Here is a 16935-nt window from a genome sequence, read left to right on the forward strand (position 1 = left end):
GGATCTTAAAATCCCAAAAGCCTTTTGACCCAAACTTTTTATCCACAACCCCTTGACAGGTCAATACAGTATCTACACAACACTGCCGTGTCTCCTACCGGGAACTAACTCTATTGCCCGCCTAATTCCCTACAAATAACTAAGCTAAAAACTGGAATTGAGAACCGTTAACCGCCAATGCAAACGGACTTGCTTGTTCAAATGCACCAGTAAGTTCAAAACTGTTGGTATTTAAAACTACCCCCACAATCTGTCCGGTACTTATGTTTTCAATTACCATGTCGTTGATAATTCCGTCGTTGTCGTAAGCAATCAAATTGTCGTCAGTAAAGAGGAGGTCTAGTTCTGTTAAACCGTCCGTCAAACCGATGCGATCGCCCTCGTCGAAGTTAAAATCGGTAACGACATCTGCTCCATTTATACCAAAGGCTTCATCGTTGCTTCTGAGCACAAATGTATCAGCACCGGCGCCTCCGGTGAGCACGTCAACTCCCCGATCGCCCGCCAAGAAATCGTCGCCCTCATTGCCCTCTAAATCGTCGTCTCCTTGCCCTCCCCGCAGGATATCGTTCCCGAACCCTCCGAAGATAAGGTCATTTCCGCTGTCGCCCCTAACTACGTCGTTGCCATCATTTCCATCCACGCGATCGTCATCTTTCCCGCCGTAAATTATGTCATTTCCGCCGCCACCGCCGATAACATCATTGCCGTTATTTCCTAACAGCCGTTCGTTGGAATCCGACGAACCTCCTATAGTATCGTTGCCGTCGAGTCCCCAAACTCCCCAAGGAAAAGAGGACAAATTTCCATTCCCTACGTTAATCTCATCGGGTGTAGCGAATCCCAAAAGACGTGGCCCGCCGCCAGAAAATACAGGAAATCCTGTCACATCGCCAATGAGATTGTTAACAGTTAAAGCCATAACTATGTCCTTTGAAAAATCATGTTACCTGTATTATATATGTTAATTCTTGCCTTGCCAAATAGCAAGTAATATTGGGATTTTTATATCAATTTTATTTGCTAACTTAGTGACAAGTAACCAGCTTGCCAATTATTAATTACTAATTACTAATTACCAATTACCAATTACCAGGGCTGTGCCTCATTCCACCCCAACCTACTATATATCTCGCCTCAGAGTCAAATAGCATTACTTGCTGACACTATCCGCTACTGTCTACCGCTTATAATGGGTGTTACCCCCCAGGCGGTAAACACGTTAATATCACCTATAACGTCGAGACTGAGAGGTTGTTTGTGAATAAAAGTAAAAGTCCCTGGGCCCATCGTCCGAGAAAAAACCCAGTTTCCGATACCCAGACACAAACTTTACAAACCGGATATAAGCTCTTTACAAAGCCATAATCGCCGATCGCTGACATTGTTTTGGCAAAATCCACTGCTTTCAGGTGTTATACTCATGTCTACTCCTAAATCGTCTTCCCATCAAAACAACAACTCCGTAAAATCGCCAGGGACAGATATCGTCCCAACAAAGCAAGACAGTAACAATCTGCCCAGCGAACCAAGTATAGAACAGCTACTGGAAGCTTTGGCGGGCAAAGTACCCAGTCAATCTGCTGAAATTGAACCCTTGAAAACGTGGAAACAAGATTTAAACCGACTGTTTCAATTTCTTGGCGATCGCCGCGTTTTAATCGCAGTAATGGAACCGGGAACTTTTACCCTGCGTTATGCTAACGCGGGATTTTGTCGCTTGGCCGGTTGGGAGGGAACGTCCTTGGCAACTCAATCTACCAACGGTTGGTTTGCCGAAACTGACATCACTATGCTGGAACTGTTCGAGGATTGGGGTGGCAAAACAGCAGAACAATTATACCGCCGCCACCTTTTGCACTGGGTATTTAAGCAATATTATCAAATGGACATCGACGGTTTGCGGGTGCTAGACGAACCTGTCACGGCGAGTGTAAAAAACCCCAAACACAGAGAACCCAGATTTATAGAATTTTGGCTGGGTTCGGAACAGTTAAAAATTACTAGAATTGACTCGAAAATCGATGAATTTGCGGATGTTTCTTTAAGATTAATGCCTGTTGCGGAACGGGAAGCTTGGCTGATGCAGCCGAATCAACTGGAAAATTTAGCCGATCGACTGCAGTTGGATAATTACCGCGTAGAAGGCTTGCTGCTACTAGAAGGTTTTGATGTCACGGTGCAGGAGCAAATTCGGCGGCTGACTCAGTTATTGATCGATCAAGATTCCATGCTGCAGCCAGACAAATTTGAGAGAATCGATCGGTGTTTGCGATCGCTCTTCAATGCTGACGGCACTTTGCTGCTGCGGCCCGACGGCGACCAGGTACAGCTATTAGTTGCAAAAGACGGCCAACATTTGCAGCCGATTCTTTATTCAATGCACTCCCTAGAAGCTTCTCACTTTTTGAAGGCCACAGCAGCAAATCAAGTTTGGAACGTGCCAGACTTGCGTAGGGAGTGCGAAACCGAGTGCGATCGAACTTTGCGGAGAATGGGAACTCGATCGATGCTGCTGGTGCCCCTGGTAGTCAAATCCGTCACCCGTGAGGGGTGCGGGGTGCGGATTTTGGGAGTCGTGGGGCTGTTGTGCGATCGGCCAAACCACTTCAACGGCATTGACGCTCAACACGCCCAAGAACTGATTCCCGCCTTCATTGCAGCCCTGCGGCAAGCCATCCAGGAGCGGTTTACCCACATTCACAACATCCACCCCGCAGTCGAATGGCGGTTCGCCCAAGAAGCAGAAAGGCGAAGTTGGGGACTGCCTCCAGAAACAATCGTATTTGCTGATGTTCATCCACTGTATGGAATTTCGGACATTCGCGGTTCCACCGACGAAAGAAACCGAGCCATTCAAACTGATTTGCTCGAACAATTCCGCTTAGGTTTAATTATAGCTGATGCCGTTTGCGAAACACAAACTACCCACCTCGGCGAGCAACTGCGGCTCGACTTGCTCGACTACATCCAGCATTTAAAACAAAAAGTAACAGTCGATATGGAGGTGCGAGCAGCCGAGTATTTAAACGACCATTTAGAAGTATATTTTGACTATTTTATGCAGTGCGGCCCCAGGGTTCAGGCAGCCGTTGAAGCTTACCGAGCAGCCTGTGAGAATGCACACAACTGCGTTTATAGCGATCGTACCCGTTACGACCAAATGCTGAACCTAATCAGCACCAAACTCCAAGAAACCTGGGCCCGCTGGCAAGAAAAAATGCAGCAAATTCTCCCCCACTACTGCGACATCGAATGCACCGACGGCATCGATCACATGATTTATGTAGGAAAATCGATCGACGCCAAATTCAGCCAGTTTCATCTGCACAGTTTGCGGTACGAACAACTGCGAGCAATTTGCGACTGTGGCCGCACTGTTTTTTGCCTGCAAGCCGAGTCTCAAATTAACATGGAACTAGCACATTTAGTCTTAGTGCAGAATACCACCATCGACATTTTTCACAATGAAAACACCGAAAAAATGTTTGATGTCAAAGGCACTCGCGACATCCGCTATGAACTCGTGAAAAAGCGGATCGAAAAAGCCGTTGACAAAGACGCACAAGAGCGAATTACCCAGCCAGGAATGTTAACGGTAGTTTATTCAACCGAGGAGGAGTGGGAAGAGTATCAGCAATACTTGCGCTACTTGTCTCGCGAAGGTTGGGTAGAGCCAAAAGTTCAGACGGGCATGGTAGAATCACTGCAAGGAGTCAGCGGTTTAAAATTCGCCCGCGTGCGTATTTTGCCTGAGCCCGAATCACAGTCTACTATTTGTGAAGTTACGGTCGTAAACGATTAAAAATCAGCCTTGAAAATTTATTTTAGTTTGGAGTTGCGCGTTGACTCGCAACTCCAAACTCCCAACTAAAAACGCCCATATTTGGTATGCGCGAGCTAAAAAGACACGATGGAGATCACACCCACCCAAGGTAACTTAATGTTATATTAATAATAATTATATCTTGTTTAATTGTAAATTAACTTATGTTAACTTTCTCTGAATACCGCATCGACTCTACTCTGCACGAAGGCGTTGAAACAATAATCTATCGCGGACAAACGCCGCCGACAGACGGGCCCACAGCAATTCTGAAAGTCCTCAAAGCTGAATATCCCACACTCGAAGCCATTACCAGGCTCAAACACGAATATCAAATCCGCCAAAATTTAGACAGCGAACAAATCGTCAAAGCCATCAGTCTCGAAACCTTTGACCACCGATTAGGACTGGTTTTAGAAGACTTTGGCGGCGAATCCCTCGCAAAACTGCTGGAAAGAGAAACCTTGAGCCTGCAAGCAAATTTAAACATAGCCATCCAAATAGTCAAAGCATTACAATACCTGCATTTTCAGCACATTATTCACAAAGACATTAAACCCAGCAACATTATAATTAACTCGCAAACCAAACAAGTAAAACTCACCGACTTCGGCATTGCTACAAAACTCAACAAAGAAAATCCGCAATTTAACAATCCCAACTCAGTCGAAGGAACCTTAGCCTATATGTCACCCGAACAAACCGGGAGAATGAACCGCACCCTCGACTACCGCACAGACTTTTATTCCCTTGGGAGCACATTATATGAAATGCTGACAGGAAAATTGCCTTTCTGCAGCAACGATCCCTTAGAAATAGTTTATAGCCACATCGCAGTTCAACCAATATATCCCCATCAAATCAATTCAGAAATACCTGTTGCCATCTCTGAGATAGTGATGAAATTGATGGCAAAAAATGCCGAAGATAGATATCAAAGTGCGGCAGGATTGTTAGCAGACTTAGAAATTTGTTTGTATCAGTTAGAAACCACCGGACAAATTGCCGACTTCATCCCCGCAAGCTTAGATATTCTCAGCCAATTGTTAATACCCCAAAAATTGTACGGTCGCGAAAATCAGGTTAATGAATTGCTAGCAGCATTTGAACGTGTAGGGGCGGGTTCACCTAAATCTTTGCCACCCAACCTACATACAGAAAAACCCGCCCGCACCTATGTAGAAACCCTTTCAGCCGCATCTTTTCCACCAAACCAAAATACAGAAAAATTAGCCCATTGCCAAAGCGAATTAATGCTAGTATCAGGCTACTCAGGCATCGGTAAATCAGCCGTAGTCAACGAAGTTAGCAAGCCAGTTACCAGGTCAAAAGGTTACTTCATCAGCGGCAAATTTGACCAATTAAAACGCAACATTCCTTATGCCTCATTAATCCAAGCATTTAACTCCTTGCTGCGACAATTGCTAACCGAAAGTGCAGTTTCATTAGAAAGATGGCGCACTAAAATTTTAACAGCAGTGGGAACAGACGGTCAAGTAATTGCCGACGTAATTCCAAAAGTTGAATTAATCATCGGCAAACAGCCAGAAGTCCCAGAACTCGCCCCCGTAGAATCCCAAAATCGATTCAATCGGGTATTCAAAGAATTTATTCGCGTTTTCGCCGAAAAAGAACACCCTCTGGTTATCTTTTTAGACGATTTGCAGTGGGCAGATTCAGCAACATTAAAGTTGATGCAAATACTGATAACTGACCCTGACCAAGAATATTTGTTGCTAATCGGTGCCTATCGAGACAATGAAGTTAGTCCGACCCACCCCTTAATTCTGACTGTAGAAGAGATTGAAAAGACGGGTACGGTTGTCAACAATATCGTGCTGCAACCGCTGAATTTAGAAAATGTGACTGAATTAGTCACTGAAACACTTAACAGTTGCACAGAAAAAGTAACAAATCTAGCGGAGTTAATCTGGAATAAAACGGGCGGTAATCCTTTTTTCTTGACGCAATTACTCCAAGCACTTTATCAAGACCATCTTTTAAGATTTGACTTTAATCCCATTCCAAATGAGGGAAATCAAAGTGGCTGGTATTGGAGTATCGATGAAATCCAAGCCATTGGAATCACCGATAAAAGTGTGGTAGAACTGGTAGCCAGTCGCATTGAAAAGCTGCCCGCACCCACGCAAGAAGCCTTGAAGCTAGCAGCTTGCGTGGGAGATAAATTTGCTCTAGATGTGCTGTCACTGGTTAGCGAAAAGTCAGCTAATACTACAGCTACTGAACTTTATTCAGCTTTGCAAGCAGGGTTAATTCTGCCCTTGAGCGATGCTTATCGTATTCCTTTAGTTTTCGATCGAGCCGAATCAATCAATCTCAAGTTAGACACTTCGCGGGTTAATTACAGATTTTTGCACGATCGCGTCCAGCAAGCCGCCTATTCGCTAATTCCCGAAGACCAAAAGCAATCCACCCATTTAAAAATAGGTCAATTACTGTTACAGAATACTCCCCCCGACAAGCTAGAAGAAAACATCTTTGATATCGTCAATCAGTTGAATGTCGGAATTGACACGATTAGCCAACACTCAGAAAAAACTCAGTTGGCACAATTAAATTTAACGGCTGGACGCAAGGCAAAAGCCGCGAGTGCTTATGAAGCTGCTGTTAGGTATTTGCGGGTGGCTATGGAATTATTGCCGGCAGATTCTTGGCAAAGCCACTATGACTTAACGTTAGCAATTTACGAGTCAACAGCAGAAACTGAATACTTAAATATCAACTATGAAGATTCAAAAAACATGGTTGATGTTGTACTACAAAACGCTAAAACTTTAATGGAAAAAGTGAATGTTTTTGAACTTCAAATCCAGTCTTATAACGCTCAAAATAAAGTGGTAGAAGCACTCAATACAGGACTGGAAGTCCTGAAAATGTTAGGCATTTCTTTTCCTCAAAATCCCCACGCGCTACATATTATGGCGGGACTGAGTAATACAAAACTGAGCTTGGGATTGAAACGAATTGAGGATTTAGCTAACTTGCCAGAAATGATTGATCCCGAAAAACAAGCAGCCATGCGGATTTTATCAGGGATTCTCAGCAGTGCTATTCAGGCAAAACCTCCACTGATACCGCTGCTGGCATTTAGGATGGTCAAGCTGTGTATTAAATATGGTAATTCGCCTTATGCAAGTATTGCCTACGTTTATTATGGCGTAGTTATGTGCAAGCTAGGGGACATTAGTTTGGCATACCAATTCGGTAAACTGGCAATTAGGCTGTTAGACAAATTCCCCTCCCGTTCAAGTAAAAGTAGAGTTTATGCAACATTTGATTCTTATATTCACCATTGGAAAGCCCCTCTTAATTCAGGATTAGGCAATCTCAAAGAAGGTTTTAAAAATGGGATGGAAACTGGAGAGTTGGAATTTGCTGGTTATGCTATAGGTGGATATTGCTTAAAGAAACTATCGATAGGAGAGCCTCTAGATTTGGTGGATCAGGAGACTGGTAAATATATGAAACTAATGCAGCAATCTCAACTTGAAATGGCTGTACAGTATATCAGTATATTCAGGCAGACAGCCCTCAATTTGCGCGGTCAAGCTGTCGAACCCTGTCATTTAGTCGGTGATAAATTTAATGAAGTCACAACGCTCCCCATTTTAATAGAATCTCAAAACTTTTTTTTAGTTGGTTTGGTTTATAGTGCCAAAACTCTGCTTAATTTTATCTTCAGAAACTACGCGCAAGCATTAGAAAATTCAAGGTTATTTGAGAAACATGAGGAGTTTGTAGCCGGATTTTATGTGGTTGCTCTGAATAATTTTTACTCTTCTCTCAGTCTCCTCGCTTTGTATCCAGCAACGGACAAAGGGGAACAAAAGCAATATTTGGAAAAAGTTGGACAAAACCAAAAAAAGATGAAAAAATGGGCAGTTCATGCTCCGATGAATTATCAACACAAATACGACTTGGTAGCAGCGGAAATAGCGCGAGTGTTGGGGAAAAATACCCAAGCAATGGAATTGTACGATCGCGCAATTGATGGAGCCGCCAAAAACGGTTACATTCAAGAGGAAGCATTAGCCTATGAATTAGCCGGAGCATTTTATCAAGCTTGGGGTAAAGAGATAGTTTCTCAAGCATATCTGACTAAAGCCTATTATGCATATATCCATTGGGGAGCCATAGCTAAAGTTAAACACTTAGAATCAACCCATCCTTTCTTAGCAGCACAGACGCGCACAATTCCCACCCCAACCCTCGATGTCACCCGCACTGCTACGGGAAATACTACCAGTAGTAGTTTAGGAGATTTCTTAGACTTAACTACTTTTATTAAGTCGGCGGAAGCCATTAACGGTGAAATTGTTCTAGAAAAATTGTTGACCAAATTAATCAAAATTATTTTAGAAAATGCGGCGGCTCAAAAAGTAGTGCTGCTGCTGCTGAAAAACGATATCCTCTGCATAGAAGCTACTGGCACTCATGCGGAGGATACAGTCACACTTTTACCCTCTCTTCCCGTAGAAAATCGTCAAGATGTTCCCCTGTCTGTGATAAATTACGTACACCGCATTCAAAAGCATCTGGTTTTAGACAATGCAACTGTCGCCGAACCTTTTAATGTAGATACCTACATTCAGAAATATCAACCAAAATCAATTCTCTGTTTGCCGATTATTTATCAATCTCAGCGGCGCGGAATAATTTATTTAGAAAATGCTTTGACAGTAGGAGCTTTTACAGCAGAGAGAGTAGAAGTATTCAAAGTGTTAATTTCTCAAGTTGCTATTGCTGTAGAAAATGCTGGTTTGTACGCGCGGGAGCAAGAGAAATCTCAACAGTTAGAAAAATCTTTCAATGAATTGCAACAGGCGCAACTGCAACTCATTCAAAGCGAAAAAATGTCTGCTCTCGGCAACTTGATTGCAGGGGTTGCTCACGAAATTAACAATCCGCTTGGTTTTATTGCGGGGAATATTGATGCTGCTGCTGAGGCGAGCTTAGATTTGATTGATTGCTTACAACTTTACCAAGAAAAATTCCCTAATCCTGGAGATGAATTACAGGATAAAGCATCGGAGATAGATTTAGAATATTTGATGGAAGATTTGCCGAAAATGCTTTTATCTATGAAATCAGGAACAGATCGCATCCGCAATATTAGCACGTCTTTGCGGACTTTTTCTCGCGCTGACAGTGCGAATAAAGTGTCAGCAAATATTCATGAGGGTATCGACAGCACTTTGATGATTTTACAGTATCGCCTGAAAGCTACAGATACTCGCCCCGCGATTAAAATTATCAAGGAATACGGATATCTCCCGCCAGTTAAATGTTATTTTGGGCAACTGAATCAGGTATTTATGAATTTGGTGGCAAATGCGATCGACTGTTTTGAGGAATCCAATCAGGGCCGCACTTACGCTGAAATTCAAGCTTTACCGAATACGATCGCCATTATCACTCAAGTCTGGGAGGATAGCAACAGCGTGGTGATTAAAATCAAAGATAACGGTCAAGGGATGTCATCGGAGGTCAAGTCGAAAATATTTGACCATTTATTTACTACTAAAGGAGTAGGAAAAGGTACTGGTTTGGGGTTGTCTATCAGCCGGCAAATTGTGGAAGAAACCCACGGCGGTAAACTAACTTGCGAATCGGTGCTGGGAGAAGGTTCGGAATTTGCGATCGCCCTGCCACTTTGATAAAATTTATTCACCACGCTTACGGAATCAGTCATTGCCAATTGTTTAATCTCAAATCTCGAATCTCAAATGGTATGACTTGTACGTAACACACACTTGGAAATTTGTCAATTCCTAAATATCTATCAAATAGTCCACAGTTCACTGTTTAAAGCAGGCAGTATGCAGTTACATTGTTAGCTAAATCATGTAATAACTGTATTTGATAGGAGTTTTTCGAGTGAACGCTGCCGAACAAGCCAAAAATATAGAAGTTGCCAGCAAAATTGCTGCGGTTGTTAATTTATTCAAGTCCGAATTCCCGGATGCAAAAGTCGATTTGAAACCTTGGATGAATGACGAGGATACCAGAGAACTTGTAGATCCAGATTCGATCGACATTGGCTTCCATTTTCCCGGTAGAAGTCGCTTGCTGCAAAGCCGCAGCATTTTGATTCAGATCCGATTTTACCAAGATCCGGTGGAAGGATATCGGCGGGCGATCGGGGTTGAGGCCGCCGGTTACGATCATAGCGGTCAACAGTGGCACTTTTCTACTGTGGAAAATTGGAATTTTCTCGGCCAAACCGAACCTGCGGTGGAGTCGGCGCAAAAACTCAAAGACTTTTGCCAGCAGATATTTGATTTGTTTAATCAATCTTTTTGAGGAATTCAGTTTTCACTGCGAACCTGTTTGTAGAAAGGACTTTAGTCCTTGCTATTATCGCCATTGTCGATCGACCTACAGCCAACCGGATAAACAGATTTGTAAGTAGTCGATCGCTTGCCAAACAAAGTATAGCGGTTGTCGCGGACTTGTTCGTACACGCGATCGCCCATCCACTTCATCCCCGGCATTGCCCGATAAGCAGCCACAAACACCTCGCCAGCAGGCAATATCCGTCCGATTTCCTCCGCCGCATCGCTGCCCTGCCAGCGCCGTTCCGGGGTGTTGCTATCTATCAAAATCATCCCCATTTCGCAGTCTTGAGACGTAATCCCAAAGCGATTTAATTCCTCTAAATCTTGCATGGAAATATACTCAAAATTCTGGCCTTTATCTAAATTTTCTAGTAACTGCACCAAGGTAACGCATAGATTGCAATTGCCGTCGTAAATTACGTTATATTTCATTAGTTGACTGTTGACTGTTGACTGTTGACTGTTGACTGTTAACTAATGACAACTGACAACTGACTACTGCCAACTGCCAACTGCCAACTGACTAAAGACTACTGACTACTGACTATTCCCCACAGGAATCTCGATCGCAAATTCCGTGCCTTGACCCGGTGCAGAATCGCACTTAAGCAGCCCGCCGTGTTTTTCTACCACAATTTGATAGCTAATCGACAGCCCCAAACCAGTACCTTTACCAGGTTCTTTCGTAGTAAAAAACGGATCGAACAGCCTTTTGTGAACATCTATCGGAATCCCCGGCCCGTTGTCAGCAATCCGAATCACAATATGAGAAGGATGCCGCCTTGAATCCTCAGAAACAGCAGAATCTGCCTGCATCAAAGCATCCTGTTCATATTTTACCTCCGTACAAATCCGCAGCGTCGGCGAAGGACAATAAGGAATAGGCGCCAATTCCCCATCTGCCCACTGTCCAGTCTCCATTGCCTCTTCCAAAGCATCAATTGCATTGCCAATAATATTCATAAAAACCTGATTCAACTGTCCTGCATAACACTGCACGCGCGGCAAATTGCCGAACTCTTTGAGCAGCGTAATTTTCGGATGTCCTGCCGTTTCTTTAAACCTGTGCTGCAAAATCAACAAAGTGCTTTCAATCCCTTCGTGAATATCCACTTGCTTTTGTTCGGCTTCATCTAATCGCGAAAAATTCTTCAGTGACAGCACAATTTGGCGAATTCGCTCGGCTCCCATTTTCATCGAATTTAACAGGTTCGGCAAATCTTTGAGCAGAAAATTTAAATCTACATCATTTATCTCTTGTTTAATTGCCGGTGTGGGGTGCGGGTATTCCTGCTGGTAAAGTTGCAGCAGTTTTAGCAAGTCTTTAAAGTAATCGTCAGCGTGCATGACGTTGCCGTAAATAAAGCTAACTGGATTGTTGATTTCGTGAGCAACGCCAGCGACTAATTGTCCCAAACTTACCATTTTTTCATTTTGAACCATCATGCTTTGAGTTTTATGCACGTCCCGCAGGGCTTTGGCCAATTCTTGATTTTTAGCCCTCAATTGACTTTCGGAAAGTCGCACCGCTTCTTCTGCGTGTTTGCGATCGGTTATATCTTTGCGAATTGCTACATATTGATGGGGTTCTCCCCGAGAATTTAAGAAAGGTACAATCGTAGTATCCAACCAGAATAAGGTGCCGTCTTTAGCTTGATTTTTCATTTCTCCCCGCCAAACATTTCCCTGGCGGATTGTTGACCAAAGCTGCTTGAAAAAATCGGCTGGGTGATAGCCACAATTGACAAGCCTGTGAGTGTTGCCGAGCAGTTCTTCCCGAGAATATTTAAAGAGTTCGCAAAATTGGTCGTTGACATAGGTAATGGTGCCGAATTCGTCGGTAGTCGAGACAATCGCCGATTGATCTAAGGCAAATTTTTCAAATTCTAATTCTTGGAGAGTTTGGCGCAATTCTGCTTCGGCTTGTTTGCGATCGCTAATATCGGTAATCATCCGCAACACCCCGGAAAATTCGTCATCAGCATCGAACATCGGCGTCGCCGACACGATCGCCCACAAATGAGAGCCATCTTTGCGAGTAAACTGAAAATCGTGGCGTTCGCGAATGCCTTGCCGCCTGCGCTGCACGTAACTTTCTGCTATTTTCCTAGAGTCGCAGTCTATAAATTCAAATAGCGATCGCCCCAGCATTTCCTCCACAGTATACCCCAGCATTTCGGCCATCCGACCGTTGGCAAAAGTCGTGATACTTTCGGCGTCAAACATCCAAACGCCCTCGGAAGCAGTCTCGACGATGCAGCGGTAATAACTCTCGCTTGAACTGACTGTTGCCTCTGCTTGCTTGCGATCGGTAATATCCGTTTCCACCGCAATATAACCTTCAAGTTTTCCATTTTCTTGATAAATAGGAGCGATAGAAAGCGCCACCCAATAACCCTTTCCATCCTTCCTGTAATTGTAAATTTCCTGATTGAACGGCTCGCCGGCCTCCAAAGCCGATCGCAATTGAGCAATAGTTACCGGATCTGTTTGAGGGCCTTGCAGTACATCACCCGGTTTTTTTCCCTGCATTTCTGCCAGCCCGTAACCGCTAATCCGAGTAAATCCTTCATTCACCCATTCAATACAGCCTTGAGCATCCGTAATCATCACACCATTTTGCGTTTTTTGAGCCACGATCGCCAACCGCAACAATTCTGTTTCAGTTTTTTTGCTCTCGGTAATATCTTGAGCAATACCCAGAATGTACTTAGGCGCGCCATAATCATCAAACAAAGGAACTTTTTTTTTGTGCAGAATCCGCTTTCCCCGGCGCGGAAGTTGGAGAGTTTCTTCTGGTAAATCGATGCCTTTGCCCGTGGCAAATACTTCTAAATCTTGTGCTTGCAAGTAATTAGCCTGCTCTGCTTCCAACAAATCAGCAGCATTGTTTCCCAACACTTCATCGCTGGAATAGCCAAACAATTCTTCGCTGGCAGCATTCCAATAAATAAATCTTTGTTCCACAGCATCTTTAATAAACACGCTAACTGGCAGATTTTGCAGTACCGCATTCAGAAAATGTTGAGTATTTCGCAAGTTTTCCTCAGCCCGCTTTCGTTCAGTAATATCCAAAATCACTCCGTCGAGATAAACAACCCGAGACAGAGAATTTGCGATCGGCGCAACCGGCGAAACCACAGCCGACAAAAATCCCTCAATTTCCCCTTGTCCTTCTTGTTTTCCTCTAGCCTCTTCCGCCTCACAGCAAACAGCTTTGCCTTTTTCGTAAACCCAGCTAATTTCGCCGTCAGCCCGGACAATCCGGTATTCAAGGATGTACGAAGTTCTGGTTGCGACACTTTTTTTGACAGTAGCATCCACATTTTTGCGGTCTTGAGGATGGATAATGCTGGCAAAAGAACGGATGCGATCGTTGATAAAATCAGAAGAGGGATAGCCTGATATTTCTTGAACAGCCTCGCTCAAAAACGCCATTGTCCGTGTTAATTCCCCGTCGTCCGTATACTCGCAGGTACAGCGGTAGACAGCACCGGGAATATTAGCTACTAAATTTTTATATCGTTCTTCGCTTTTTAACAAAGATGAGCCGTCTTCGTTATTGTGATCGCCGTTCTTAAATTTAGAAGAATTGGAAGAAATTTGCATGGTTTTTTTTTCACTTGTGAGTGCGGGGGCAAGTGTTAGCGTAGATGACCCTATAAAAAGTGAATTTAATGTGCGAAATAATTCGATATAAACTAATATAGTACAAAATTAGTTCTGCGAACCTTCAGAAAATTTAAGGGCGGGTAATAGGTAAAGCTAATCAAGGCTATAGATATAGAAAATAGTTCCGAAACGGATTGTCTAACGGATTTAACGCATTTCACTGAGATGTTGCACCATTCTCACTTAAAAGGCCCGACGGTCTGTTCCACAAAGAATGAATTTTTTGTGGGGAGTAGAGGTTGGGCAGGAGATCCCTCCCCTAAAATCCTTATAGTCCTGAAGGCAGGTACTACAATTTTCTGTCCGAAGAGAACGTAGTGAAGCAATCTCAAACCCGTGATTTAACGCCCTTGAGTGCGTAAGTCCTGCCTTGTTGAGAATGGTGCAAGATGTGAGTTTAACGGATTTAACCGATGGATGTTGAGGTTCGAGGGAAAGAGGGAAGATTTTTCCACTCCCCCACTCCCCGACTCCCTAACTCTCTCCCTTCCCCACTCCCTCACTCTCGTTAGAATAAGATAAGTTGCCTTGCTACCGTGAGCCCCTCAAACAAAACACCATGACTCAACAACAACCCCGGATTTGCATTCTTGGCGGAGGCTTCGGCGGACTCTACACAGCCCTGCGCTTGAGTCAGTTACCCTTCTCCAAAACCGAAAAACCCGAAATAGTCCTAGTGGACCGCCGCGATCGATTTTTGTTCGTTCCCCTGCTGTACGAACTCCTGACCGACGAACTCCAAACCTGGGAAATTGCCCCACCGTTTGCCGAACTCTTGCAGAACACAGGCGTGCGCTTTTGTCAAGGTACTGTCTCCGGCATCGATGTCGAGGAAAAGCGAGTGCAGTTACACGACGGGCCAGAAATTCCTTGCGATCGACTCGTGTTAGCTTTAGGTGGCGAAACCCCCCTAGATATGGTCAAAGGTGCGGTTGAATATGCTTACTCATTTCGCACCCTCAACGACGCCTACCGCTTAGAAGAAAGACTGCGGTTTTTAGAAGCCAGCAACACCGACAAAATTCGGGTTGCGATCGTCGGCGCCGGTTATTCGGGAGTAGAATTAGCTTGTAAATTAGCCGATCGACTCGGAGAAAAAGGTCGCGTCCGGTTAGTCGAGCAAGGCGACATGATTCTGCGGACATCACCGGAGTTTAACCGCGAAGCCGCCAGCAAAGCTTTAGAAAAACGCAAAGTGTGGATCGACTTAGAAACAGAAGTAGAAGCGATCGAAGCCGACACAATATCCTTACTTTACAAAGGACAATTAGATGTTCTCCCCGTAGACATAGTATTGTGGACAGTAGGAACTCAAGTTAGTCAAGCAGTGCGATCGCTACCCCTCAAACAAAACCGCCGCGGTCAATTAATAGTCAATTCGCAAATGCAAATTATCGACCATCCAGATATATTTGCCTTGGGAGACTTAGCTGAATGTCACGATGCGATCGGTCAAAAAGTCCCCGGAACAGCCCAAACAGCCTTCCAGCAAGCTGACTACACCGCCTGGAACATTTGGGCCTCCCTCACCGGCCGTCCTTTACTTCCTTTCCGCTATCAGCCGCTAGGAGAAATGATGACATTAGGAATTGACAACGCCACCCTAGCCGGTTTAGGAATTAAACTCGACGGACAACTAGCCCACATTGCTCGTCGTTTAGCTTATCTCTATCGGATGCCAACATTAGACCATCAGCTAAAAGTTGGTTTCAATTGGATTAGCAAGCCAATTCAGGATTTGCTTAAAAGCTAATCGATGCTTCTTCAAATAGATCGGCAACAGGCAAGATGCCTGTTCCACCAAGATTCAGTTTTTTGTGTGGTGGGCATCCTGCCCGCCCCTCAGCAACAGGCAAGATGCCTGTTCCACAAATAATTAGTTTTATTGTTCAGCAGGCAAGATGCCTGTTTCACCAAGATTCAGTTTTTTTGTGGGGAGTAGGGGTTGGGCATCCTGCCCGCCCGTAAGCTATAGAATCTTAGGCAAAATAAAAAATGCAAAATTTAATATTTCAACAGCAAAGAACCGAACTTCCGCCCCTAATTCAGCGCGAGATTCTGTTCGGAAATCCCGAAAAAACTAGCCCAAAACTTTCACCCGATGGCAAGTATCTCGCCTACATTGCACCCGACGAAAACAACGTCTTGCAAGTGCGACTCCGTACCGTAGATCAAGCAGACGATCGCCAACTGACAGCCGATAAAAAACGCGGCATCCGCATCTTTTTCTGGACTTACAGCGGCGAATATCTCATTTATCAGCAAGATATTGATGGTGATGAAAAATGGCATTTATTCTCAGTCAATATCCAGTCAAACCTGGTTCGCGACTTGACACCATTTCAAGGTGTTCGAGCTCATCCGATCGCCCTTGACCGCAACTTCCCTAATGAAATATTAGTGGAAATGAACATCAGCGATCGCCGCAAACACGATGTTTACCGCATCAACCTGCAAAACGGTGCCGTTGAACTCGACACCGATAACCCCGGTAACATCATGGGTTGGACTTGGATTGCTGACGCCCACTTCCAAGTGCGGGCGGCCACAGCCACAACTCCCGACGGCAGTACAGAATTGCTATTTCGAGAAACTGCGGACAAGTCTTGGGAAAGCTTGCGACGCTGGGACCCCGACGACGAAGGCGGTGCCGTCATGTTCTCAGAAAACGGCAAAATTCTTTACATCATGGGCAATCACGATGCTAACGCCAAACGTTTGATCGCACTCGATTTGGAAACCAAACAAGAAACTGATCTCGCCTCTGACCCAGAATACGATGTCGGCAACATTGTCGTACACCCAACCAAGCGAGAGATTCAGGCAGTTTCCTTCTACAAGGACAAGCAAGAGTGGCAGATTTTAGACCAAAGTATAGCAGAGGATTTTGAGGCGATCGGCAAATTGGGTCCCGGCGAATTCGACCTCATCAGCCGCAACCTCGCCGATACCACTTGGCTAATTGCTTACAGGACAGACGACGGTCCAGTTTACTACTATGGTAGAAGTTCACGGGGGTAGTAAAAACCCAAAAAATCTGATAAGGTGAGGCACATGGAGAAGACAGTGCCGGAATTA

Annotated in this window: 8 protein-coding genes; 5 read left to right on the forward strand and 3 right to left on the reverse strand. The window is 44.5% G+C overall.

Annotated features, from left to right (window positions below; all coding sequences use genetic code 11):
- Positions 1 to 139: 139 nt before the first annotated feature.
- A complete protein-coding gene (locus tag QUA40_RS23210; protein WP_333130233.1) occupies positions 140 to 922 on the reverse strand; it encodes a calcium-binding protein in 783 nt (260 codons plus the stop codon).
- 501 nt (positions 923 to 1423) lie between these two features.
- Between QUA40_RS23210 and QUA40_RS23215 the strand changes: the two genes are divergently transcribed.
- The 3 genes from QUA40_RS23215 to QUA40_RS23225 all read left to right on the forward strand — a co-directional run bounded on the left by QUA40_RS23215 (position 1424) and on the right by QUA40_RS23225 (position 10150).
- A complete protein-coding gene (locus tag QUA40_RS23215; protein WP_333130235.1) occupies positions 1424 to 3805 on the forward strand; it encodes a GAF domain-containing protein in 2382 nt (793 codons plus the stop codon).
- A gap of 185 nt (positions 3806 to 3990) precedes the next feature.
- Complete coding sequence (locus QUA40_RS23220) at positions 3991 to 9504, forward strand: AAA family ATPase (protein WP_333130237.1); 5514 nt, start codon at positions 3991 to 3993, stop codon at positions 9502 to 9504.
- A gap of 220 nt (positions 9505 to 9724) precedes the next feature.
- Positions 9725 to 10150: a hypothetical protein gene (locus QUA40_RS23225; protein WP_006631894.1), complete on the forward strand. Its 426-nt coding sequence runs from the start codon at positions 9725 to 9727 to the stop codon at positions 10148 to 10150.
- A 41-nt stretch (positions 10151 to 10191) separates the two neighbouring features.
- On the opposite strand, the gene QUA40_RS23230 is transcribed toward QUA40_RS23225, so the two are convergent.
- Both QUA40_RS23230 and QUA40_RS23235 read right to left on the reverse strand, forming a co-directional pair.
- Positions 10192 to 10617: a DCC1-like thiol-disulfide oxidoreductase family protein gene (locus QUA40_RS23230; protein WP_333130240.1), complete on the reverse strand. Its 426-nt coding sequence runs from the start codon at positions 10615 to 10617 to the stop codon at positions 10192 to 10194.
- Between the two features lie 105 nt (positions 10618 to 10722).
- The gene (locus tag QUA40_RS23235) at positions 10723 to 13794 is read right to left on the reverse strand and encodes a PAS domain S-box protein (protein ID WP_333130242.1); all 3072 of its coding nucleotides are present in this window, start codon (positions 13792 to 13794) and stop codon (positions 10723 to 10725) included.
- A gap of 622 nt (positions 13795 to 14416) precedes the next feature.
- Between QUA40_RS23235 and QUA40_RS23240 the strand changes: the two genes are divergently transcribed.
- Together QUA40_RS23240 and QUA40_RS23245 are read left to right on the forward strand one after the other, a co-directional pair.
- A complete protein-coding gene (locus QUA40_RS23240; protein ID WP_333130244.1) occupies positions 14417 to 15610 on the forward strand; it encodes an NAD(P)/FAD-dependent oxidoreductase in 1194 nt (397 codons plus the stop codon).
- A gap of 242 nt (positions 15611 to 15852) precedes the next feature.
- A complete protein-coding gene (locus QUA40_RS23245) occupies positions 15853 to 16878 on the forward strand; it encodes a hypothetical protein (RefSeq protein WP_333130246.1) in 1026 nt (341 codons plus the stop codon).
- Positions 16879 to 16935: the final 57 nt, after the last annotated feature.

Origin of the sequence: Microcoleus sp. Pol11C3, from assembly GCF_036701485.1 — a bacterium.
In the GTDB taxonomy this organism is placed as follows: Bacteria; Cyanobacteriota; Cyanobacteriia; order Cyanobacteriales; family Microcoleaceae; genus Microcoleus.